The 9,176-nt window shown below is 40.0% G+C and carries 7 protein-coding genes; 3 read left to right on the top strand and 4 right to left on the bottom strand.

Annotated elements, in window-relative coordinates; genetic code table 11:
• Window positions 1-412 precede the first annotated feature (412 nt).
• Both MCQ_RS08345 and MCQ_RS08340 read right to left on the bottom strand, forming a co-directional pair.
• On the bottom strand, window positions 413-1,426 hold the full coding sequence (locus tag MCQ_RS08345; RefSeq protein ID WP_006924738.1) for a sensor histidine kinase: 1,014 nt from the start codon (window positions 1,424-1,426) through the stop codon (window positions 413-415).
• 20 nt (window positions 1,427-1,446) lie between these two features.
• The gene (locus MCQ_RS08340; protein WP_006924737.1) at window positions 1,447-2,241 is read right to left on the bottom strand and encodes a response regulator; all 795 of its coding nucleotides are present in this window, start codon (window positions 2,239-2,241) and stop codon (window positions 1,447-1,449) included.
• Between the two features lie 169 nt (window positions 2,242-2,410).
• Here MCQ_RS08340 and MCQ_RS08335 point away from each other — a divergent pair, with 169 nt between their 5' ends.
• From MCQ_RS08335 to MCQ_RS08325, 3 genes are all read left to right on the top strand, one after another.
• Window positions 2,411-2,614, top strand: a complete 204-nt coding sequence (locus MCQ_RS08335) for a NepR family anti-sigma factor (protein WP_006924736.1) — start codon at window positions 2,411-2,413, stop codon at window positions 2,612-2,614.
• A gap of 7 nt (window positions 2,615-2,621) precedes the next feature.
• Complete coding sequence (locus MCQ_RS08330; RefSeq protein ID WP_006924735.1) at window positions 2,622-3,176, top strand: RNA polymerase sigma factor; 555 nt, start codon at window positions 2,622-2,624, stop codon at window positions 3,174-3,176.
• 226 nt (window positions 3,177-3,402) lie between these two features.
• Window positions 3,403-4,815 carry a sensor histidine kinase gene (locus tag MCQ_RS08325; RefSeq protein WP_006924734.1) on the top strand — a complete coding sequence of 471 codons (1,413 nt, stop codon included), beginning with the start codon at window positions 3,403-3,405 and terminating at the stop codon, window positions 4,813-4,815.
• Window positions 4,816-4,867: 52 nt separating this feature from the next.
• Here the strand turns inward: MCQ_RS08325 and MCQ_RS08320 are convergent, their stop codons facing one another.
• Together MCQ_RS08320 and MCQ_RS08315 are read right to left on the bottom strand one after the other, a co-directional pair.
• Window positions 4,868-6,295 carry a metallophosphoesterase gene (locus MCQ_RS08320; RefSeq protein ID WP_420021782.1) on the bottom strand — a complete coding sequence of 476 codons (1,428 nt, stop codon included), beginning with the start codon at window positions 6,293-6,295 and terminating at the stop codon, window positions 4,868-4,870.
• A gap of 560 nt (window positions 6,296-6,855) precedes the next feature.
• The gene (locus MCQ_RS08315; protein WP_006924731.1) at window positions 6,856-8,844 is read right to left on the bottom strand and encodes a M23 family metallopeptidase; all 1,989 of its coding nucleotides are present in this window, start codon (window positions 8,842-8,844) and stop codon (window positions 6,856-6,858) included.
• Window positions 8,845-9,176: the final 332 nt, after the last annotated feature.

Here is a 9,176-nt window from a genome sequence, read left to right as displayed (position 1 = left end):
GTAGTTTTGTTCCGGCGTAGTTTTGTTCCGGCGTAGTTTTGTTCCGGCGTAGTTTTGTTCCGGCGTAGTTTTGTTCCGGCGTAGTTTTGTTCCGGTAAGCTGTGCATTGGGTGAACAAATTTAGAAAAAACGCATTGATGCTGAGTGGTAATATGCTTGTAGCACAGGAAAATGTTTAAATGAGAGAGTGATCTTTAAACGCCTGTGGGGATATTACTGTTTGATCTGGATTCTAGAGGGCTCGTTTTCGTAGGGGGATACGTTTCGGTAGACCAGATTTTACAAAGCTAAGTTCTAAGAAGCTGGTTATGCGGAGAGAGTATATCTTCGTTCTGGAAACGGGGATTTGAGAACAGTTCTTGGGGGCATCGTGTTTTACTTTTTTTATTTCGCAAATATTTTATCCGCTTTTTTAAAAAAGAGTATCGAAATAACTATCTGGAACACACAGGCAATAAACAATTCCTGTCTCTGTCAATTTTAAAGAAGCCGAACCATTGACAGAAATGGGGACAATTTTTTCTAAAACAGCACTTCCAAAACAGGCTTTGTTCTCATTAGAGAGAAGGGTTTTGGCTTCAAAATGTTCATTCCAAGTAATGAGGAGTTGTGTTGTTTCATTCATCCTTGTGTGGATTTCACAACGTACACAGACACTTCCCTTTTCTTGTGAGAGGGCACCAAAAGAAAGGGAATTGACAATGAGCTCATGAAAAGCCAAACCAATATGCAAAGCTGCATTGGGAAAGAGATAAGGATCAACGCCTTCAATGGCAAAGCGTTCTGTTTCTTTCATAAAATAACCTGAAGTTTGCGAATGAACTAATTCGCGAAATTGGGCACCGCGCCAATCGGAATCGGTGATCAGATCTTGAGAATGAGAAAGAGAATGGAGCCGTCCTTGAAATTTGCGTAAGAAAACTTGAAGCGATTCAGTATAGCGTGCGGTTTGGCTGGCAATACTTTGAATGATGGCAAGAAGATTTTTTGAACGGTGGCTTACTTCTCGAAGGAGTATTTTTAGGACCTGCTCACGTCGGCGCAATCCTGAAATATCAACACCGGTGGTGATAATGCCAATAATTTCTCCGTTATCATTGTGGTGGCAATCAATAGAAAATTTGTACCAAAGTGCTTGTTTGGCCATATCTTCAAACCGTGCTTCAATGGTTTGCATTTTGCCCGTGGCTAAAACCTGCAATTTGATTGTTTCCATATTGTCAGCAAGATCAAGCGAAAAAAAATCACTGTCACGACATCCTACACGCCATTTGCTTTGCAAATGCTTCGGTAAGTTTTCAGCCCATAAATAGACGAGATTTGTTGTTTGATAGAGAACACAAATATCAGCGCCACGAATCGCTTGCATGAGAGCACTAAGATGTGATTTATCCATAGGTGGGGTTGGAATCGGTGTCACGATCATAATGAAGATGTTCTTCTATTCTAGGCAGCTTTAGAAGCATTTTCTTGAAAAAATAAAGCCTGGGAAATAAGCGCCTTCACCATATCAGGATTAAAGGGTTTGGTGACTAAAAAAGTCGGTTCTGGACGCTCTCCAGTCAATAATCTTTCAGGAAAAGCTGTAATGAAGATCACCGGTATACGGTCATTCTTCAAAATGTCATTGACCGCATCAATGCCAGAACTGTTATCAGCCAATTGAATATCAGCCAAAATCAACCGTGGCTTTTTTTTATGATACATCACCACAGCTTCATCGCGGGTACGTGCAATGCCCACGACCTGATGGCCTAAGCTTTCTACCATTTGCTCAATATCCATTGCAATGAGAGGCTCATCCTCAATAATCATCACTTCAGTGGCTATTTGTTGAGAAATATCAATCGATGCTTGGTTAAGGAGTTTACGGAATTCTTTTGCCTCAAGGTTCATAATTTCGCTGGCTTCTTGCTCATTAAATCCTTCAACTGCAATCAATAAAAATGCTTGGCGTGCACGGGGGGTCAGATACGATAATTTTGCACTGGTTTTTTGTTCAAGGCCAAAATGGGGCAGGGGTTCAGGAATATTTGGCGTAGTTTGGTCAAAAAGATGGCAAAAAAGCCAATAGGTGCCGATACGGTCACTGGATGCTTTGGGAAAAATAGAAATATCAGCAATGAGCGCTTCCAACATTACTGAGACATAAGCATCGCCGGATGACTGGCTGCCCGTGACAGATCGGGCAAAACGTCGAAGGTAGGGAAGATGCGGTGCAATGCGCGTTGATAATGACATGATTTATAACTCCTTTGACCTTTTGCAAGCATTTTGTTGGTTGAAATCCTCAACAGAGGAAAAAGTTCCTCTGTTCGTATGGAACTTTTTACATACAACCATATTTACAACTATTGAGAGAAGTTTTTTATAGCTGCTACTTATAGTATATGGATTAGGGGGATAAAAAATGAACGACCGTGATGAAAAAAATCTCACCAATCATTCTATGTTTGGAGATGATCTTCTCGGCGTCAATAGTCAAATAGCGCGGAAATTACGTCAATTTTACATGGAAATTCAAGAAGAAGCACTGCCTGTGCGTTTGCTCGAACTTTTGGACAGGTTGGAGAGGGCAGAGCAATTTAACTTGAACAATGGGGAAAAGGTTTGAGTCCTTTATGACGGAGGGTGTGAAAGACTTTAAACAAGAACTCCTTTTGGTTTTGCCGGCGTTGCGGGCTTTTGCACTTTCTTTAAGTGGCAGGCACGATAAGGCTGAGGATTTGGTCCAAGACACTGTTATGAAAGCATGGGCTAAGCAGGACAGTTTTGAAATGGGGACTAATCTCAAAGCGTGGCTTTTTACGATTTTGCGCAATGAATTTTACAGTCAAATGCGCAAAAGAGGAAGAGAAGTTCAAGACACTGAAGGTACGTTCACACAAAACATGGCTGTACATCCTGCTCAATATGGATCGCTTGATTTGCAGGACTTTAAAAAAGCTTTAAATATGCTCTCTGCTGATCAAAGAGAAGCTATTATCCTCATTGGTGCATCTGGTTTTTCTTATGAAGATGCTGCGGCTATTTGTGGCTGTGCTGTTGGCACAATTAAAAGCCGTGTCAGTCGAGCGCGTAATCGCTTACAAGAACTTCTTAAGGTGAATGGGGAATCCGATTATGGCCCCGATTCTTATTCGGCCGGAAGTACATTATGTTCATTTAATGGCTAAAAAAGCATAATAATTATGGTTGATAGCCTTGTTTTTTTTATTCTCGTTATAGCTATTACAGTAAAGTCAGCATCTGAGGAAATTCAGAGTATTTGACCTGACCTTTAAGAAAATAACAGAGTCTAAATGATGAAATCACCCATCGGGCTTTGTGCACTATTATCCTTAAGGCAGTTTTCCTTTGTGCTGAAAAATGACGATTTTCAGATTCGACGATGGAAATTCTATGACAACAAAGACGAATTTTCTTCCTCAAAGTTCACTTTCTGATTCAACAATATCACGTTGGCGTTGGGTGGCAATTATTGTTTCTCTTGTTATGGCGCTTTTGGCTTCTGCCTTTATTATGCTGCTCTCAAATGCTGTTGATCGGGAAGTTGCACAGTTAAATACAAGTTCAGAATTGCGCGAACAGGCTGATTTGGTGCTCATTAGTTTGATTGATATGGCGGTCGCCGACCGTAGCTATGCCAAAACCCGCAACGCAGAAGACAAAGCACACTTTGAAAGTGCTGTTCGCAGTCTTGATGATCTTCTCGAATATACAGAGCTCATTGTTTATGCACATCCGCAATGGTATGAATGGTTTACTGCTTTTAAAAAAGAGGTTGAAGCACGCAAAGATTTTATGAATGCCCATATGCTTGCTCTTGATACGCTTCCTGATCAACCTTCTGCTCCTGTTGAAATGCAGAAGATTCAAGTGGCGCGTTTAGCCCAGTTGATGACAAACTTTATGAATGAGGATGATGTGGTGCGGCAAAAACAGCGTGAAGGCATAGCGCTTATGCGTGCTGCTTTAACATTGGCAGCGATTGTTTCTGTGGTGAGTACTTTTATTTCCGCCTATTTTGTCATTAATCGGTTTCAGCGTGATGTCCGCGCCTTAAAAATGTATCAATTGCTGCTTCATAGTGAAAATATAGCGCTTGAAGCCCGTGTGAAAGAACGCACGCAAGAATTGGAAAGTGCACGCAATCACGCCGAAAAAGAACGTCAACGTGTCGAAATGTTGCTACAGGATGCCAGTCATCGCATTGGGAATTCTCTTGGTACTGTATCTTCTTTGCTTGGGCTGCAATTAAATCGCAGCAAAAATGAAGAGGTGCGTTCTGTGCTTGGCGCTGCACGGGACCGTATCCAGACAATATCCATAGCGCATCGTCGTTTGCGTTTGAGCGATGATATGGAAACAACTTTATTAGCAGAGTTTCTCAGTGCGGTGGTGCATGATGTTGAATTGGCTGTGCCTTTTGAATTGCGCGGAAACATCACTATTCACACGAATTTTAAAGATTGTCGATTGTCTTCAAGAGATGCAACAACACTCGGAATTATTCTTGGTGAATTGCTGACAAATTCCTTAAAACACGCTTTTCCTGATAAACGCGCTGGGCATATCTATATCTTATTTGGTCCCCAACAAGATGGACAATTGATGCTGATTGTGGAAGATAATGGTGTGGGCATGAAGCACCAAACATCAGAGCAAAAAGCAGGTCTTGGTCGTTTGGTTATCGAACAACTTTGTATGCAGTTTGGCGAAAAACCACTTTTTGAAAAGTCTGATTTAGGGGGAACAAAAGTCACAATCCCTTTGCCAAAACTTCAGACAAAGGATTCACCAATTCTTTCTTAAAAGGGGGATGTTTCCCCCTTTTATTGATCAAGGTTGAAAGGAAAAAATGTCCTTATAAATTACTACAACTGTGCGATAATCGTGTTTTGGCTCCGTTGAGCCCTAAATCTTTGACCAAAGCTGGTTTTCCTGTTTTTCCATTATAAGCTTTCACGTGAATGTCTTTTCCTCGCACATTGACGAGATAGTAGTCTCCTCTGAAGAGTGCCCCTGCGGTGTATACAGGGATACTGCCAAAGACTTTGTCATTTCGTGCACGGCAAGAGATTTGATGATGCTCGTGTCCAACAAAGATTGCTTTGACATTGTGACGTGTAATGATTGATCTAAATTCAGCTAGATCTTTCGCATTTTTGGGATGAAGAAAATGCGAATCATTATCTCTAAAATAGGGACGAGCATCGTGGAAGTTGAGAATCGTAACTTTCCCTCTTTTATCAGCAGCTGCTAAATCTTTTTTTAACCATTTCAGAGCTTTCGTTATTATTACTTTAGTATGGCCATCATATAAATGAGCAGTATAAGTTGGATAATTTTGAAGCTGTACATAGTGTATATCTCCATAATCCCATGAATAACTTAAACTCCCAGTTATTATGTCACGCATGACATCGTATTGAATGAACTGACGATAAGTTACATGTTTATTGAAATGCGGTAAAGCACCGCTATATTTCCTTATTTCTTGGAACATTCTTCTCACGGCACTTACCGCACATGCATCCTTTGAAAGATTTGATATCGGTATTGTACAATCACCAATATTATTATAGTAATCGTGATTGCCTAGTCCTTCATAGACAGGATAAACAATGTTTTTATAGACATCTGCGTAGTCTTGATAAGTTTGTGGTCGACCAAATTCAGTTAAGTCGCCGTTGATAATATAAAATGCAGCTGCGTGCGATTCTATTGCATTTGCGACTTTCTTATTTATTGCTAACCATGGTTCTCTGTTACTGTTCGCGTTAGGATCGCCAGAACCCAAACGCCATGGTTGCGGATCAGCTGCGATGACAACAGTATAATTTTTTATTGGTTCTTTTCTTTTTACGTACCAAATGACTCGTGCGTTATTTTCTCCTTCCTCTCTTCGTGCAAAATAATAATTGTCTTTGCTTGCAGTCGCAGTGTATTCATGGAGACCAATATACGGATTATACCACCGGAATGTTAAAATAGCTCCGTCATCTTGCACTTTATATATAGCCCAACCACCGGCACCAAAAAGCCAAGCATTAGATGTTGTCGCTGCTTTTCCTACTGAGCCGGATGCAATTATATTCGAAGGTCCTGCATTTCCCCAGTATCCTCCCGCTTTCCATTGTCCACGCTGAACACCTTTCGTAATTAATACCATAGAAGTTGGGGGATTCGTGAGCTCGTTGACGATGTAGACATCTGTTGAACGATCATCAAACGAATTTCGTTTAGGTTTAGGTAATTTTTCGATAAAACTTCGCCTTGTTTCATATGTCACAGAAACACTTTGCGCATGAGTGAAATAAAAATTCATACAAAAAAAGCTGGTAAAAGAGATCACAGTCATTATCATATGTTTGTATTTCATAAGATTATCATCCAAACTAAAATAATTCTGTAAAATGTTTGCTCAGTGTCATCTCATAAGAGCTGTTAAAATAAATTTTTTCACGAATCGTATTTTTTTAACTCTTTTTTAGATGAAACGATTTGTTTGAAAAACAGTTTATATTGACAACAATGAAATTACATCGCTCGTAAAGCATTGCTCGATTTTACGTGTTTTGTTTTTTAAAAGAACGATGTCTCTACTTTTTTCGGCAGCTGTCTGTGAGATAAGGAATTTAAAATCAAAAGTTTATGACTTTTGTTTGATGATTTTAAAGTCAGGCAATCAAGGATAGATTTCATTCTCAATCATGAGGTTTGTGTGAAGCTTTTGAGGATGGTATAAGCGCAAACGCAATCCTTTTCACTTTTGTTGTGGAAGTTTTTTGACTGGTGTTTCTTTTTGCATCTGCAAAAACGTTAAAGGAACCTCTCTGTTTTAGATGTGGTTTAAGAAGAATTTTCTGATTCCGTGATTGGGCTGTTGATCAAAGAATCAATATTGTTTTTTTCACGCAAGAATGCTTGCAGGTCTTGATTGGTTAAAGCTTTACTGTCGGGCAGGCGAATGCGCATGGGGTCAACTTTTGTCCCATTGACCATGATTTCAAAGTGACAATGTGGACCAGTTGCTAGCCCTGTTGTTCCGACATAGCCAATGACTTGTCCTTGTCGCACTTTAACACCTGGTCTTATGTCTGGTGCATAACTACTTTGGTGCGAATAACTGCTGACATAGCCATTGGCATGTTGAATTTCTGTATGGTTTCCATAGCCGCCTGCTACGCCTACTTTTATGACAACGCCATCCCCAACAGCCATGATAGGAGAGCCTTTTGGAGCAATCCAATCAACGCCTGTATGCATGCGAACATACCCTAAAATAGGGTGTTTACGTGGTCCAAAGGGGGAACCAAAAATGCCATTTGGAAGAGGCTTGCGGAGTAAAAAAGGTTTTGAGCTTTTTCCTTCTTCATCATAATAATCGACGCTCCCGTCTTTTGATTGATAACGGTAATATTTATAAGTTGTATTGCCGAAAGTCGCGCTAATGTAACGAATTTCAGGATCTGCATTTTTGCTTGGTTGTTTCGCTTTCGGGCTCTTTTGGCCATTTTTGCCTGTATCGTTTTGTTGTGGCACGGCATAAAATATTTCGAGTTGATCGGTTGGTGTTATACGGCTTTTCATATCAATATTGGTTGCAAGTAGACGAATGAGACGCTGAGAGAGAGATTTTGACATATTGTGGCTGAGCACAGCATTGTAGATGGCATCATAAGCGGTTGGTAATTGTGCTGTATTGACAAGCGAATGGGGAATACCATTCTGAAAAGCGGTTTTAAGTGCATGCGACATTTCTGGTTCTGCACTTTCAACAAATTGATTTTTGTCATTGAGAGCAATTGTGAGAACATGATACATGCCTTGATAGATGCTTGCACGCACAAGATGGTCTTCTTCGCCGGGTTGTGTTACGATCCCAATGCGTAAAAGACTTCCTTCTTTGAGAGTATCCGAATAGTTCAATAGGGCTAAAGTTTTTGCAACCTGTTCAACTTGTTCTTTTGTATATTCGGTTTCTTTAAGTGCATCGATTATTTTTTGTTTTTTATGAATAGGAATAATATCCTCAGCATAGTTTTTGGTGAGATCAATTCGGTGATTCTGAGGAGAAACGGTAACGTTTTCTTGAACAATACGCACTTCTGGAGCATCTTTAAATTGGGGATCTGAGGATAAGTCATCTAATTTTAACGGATCGATCAGTGTAAGAAGTGAGAGATGTTCATTGGTTTTTTCCAAAGAAAATCCAGCTTTTTGTAATTCTTGTTGTGCTTCATCGCTCGTCAGGGTATCAGCACCATCAAAGTTTATTTCATCAATAATAAAATCGTAATTACGGAGAATCATTTTTGTTTCCACTTTTGCCCCGTAAATTTGTCCGGAAGTTTGTGGTGCAGCGGCTTGATTTTTCGAATCAACAGCAAAAATATTTAAGGCATCGAATTTAGGATAGCTGTATTGCTTTGGGCGCTCTTCAGCCAAAGCCATTCGGATCCATTCGAAGTTCTGAGTCTGAATAACCTGTTCATCCCCCTTCTTTTGCAAAATTGATAACTCAAATTGGCGTTTGCTGTCGAAGCTTTGCCGTGCACGTGTGGGAGAAATACGATCACCTTTATATCCATTGGCGTCAGGAGTTTGTGATTCTGATAGGTTTTCTCGTGTAAACCATTGTGGCGGTGTTACTAACCGTTGTTGCCCATCTAAAGCAGCAAAAAGCGCAATACCCATAAGAATACAAGAAGTGATTCCAGTAAGAACTGTCCCTGTAAGCCAACGCACAGAAACCTGTCGACGGGCAGGAAGAAAGCGTTTAACCACAAGAGCAGGGTCCTGTCCGGGATCATTTTTCTGATGTTGGTTATCCCACATAGATTCTTATCGTACTCTTTAAAATGATTTTCATTGTGCGCTTTTAAATATTGAATGCGAAAAGCTAGCATAGCTTAGAGTGTTTCTACAAGGATTTGGTTGTTTTTACACAGTGCTCGATTCTTTTATAAAGGAATAGCTTGTTAGAATATAATAGCAAAGCAAAGCAGGAGAGCAATTTTATACAGTAAAAGAATTAATTTATGGTGGTATATCTCCATTTACAACACCTTTTGGTTGCAAAATAAGATAAGAAATCTATAATTTAAGAAAATATGAGAAAATGATATTGACTCTTTTGTTTGAAGGGTTGTATATACGCGGTGTGACGA

This window comes from Candidatus Bartonella washoeensis Sb944nv (genome assembly GCF_000278135.1).
Lineage (GTDB): Bacteria > Pseudomonadota > Alphaproteobacteria > Rhizobiales > Rhizobiaceae > Bartonella > Bartonella washoeensis.
The sequence above is the reverse complement of the archived record's forward strand: the minus strand, read 5'-3'. Positions and strand labels throughout refer to the sequence as shown.

What these genes read in the sequence shown, in the direction of transcription:
- MCQ_RS08325 (WP_006924734.1), top strand. Translation starts at nt 3,403, where the DNA reads ATGACAACAAAGACGAATTTTCTTCCTCAAAGTTCACTTTCTGATTCA.
- MCQ_RS08330 (WP_006924735.1), top strand. Translation starts at nt 2,622, where the DNA reads ATGACGGAGGGTGTGAAAGACTTTAAACAAGAACTCCTTTTGGTTTTG.
- MCQ_RS08340 (WP_006924737.1), bottom strand. Translation starts at nt 2,241, where the DNA reads ATGTCATTATCAACGCGCATTGCACCGCATCTTCCCTACCTTCGACGT.
- MCQ_RS08335 (WP_006924736.1), top strand. Translation starts at nt 2,411, where the DNA reads ATGAACGACCGTGATGAAAAAAATCTCACCAATCATTCTATGTTTGGA.
- MCQ_RS08315 (WP_006924731.1), bottom strand. Translation starts at nt 8,844, where the DNA reads ATGTGGGATAACCAACATCAGAAAAATGATCCCGGACAGGACCCTGCT.
- MCQ_RS08345 (WP_006924738.1), bottom strand. Translation starts at nt 1,426, where the DNA reads ATGATCGTGACACCGATTCCAACCCCACCTATGGATAAATCACATCTT.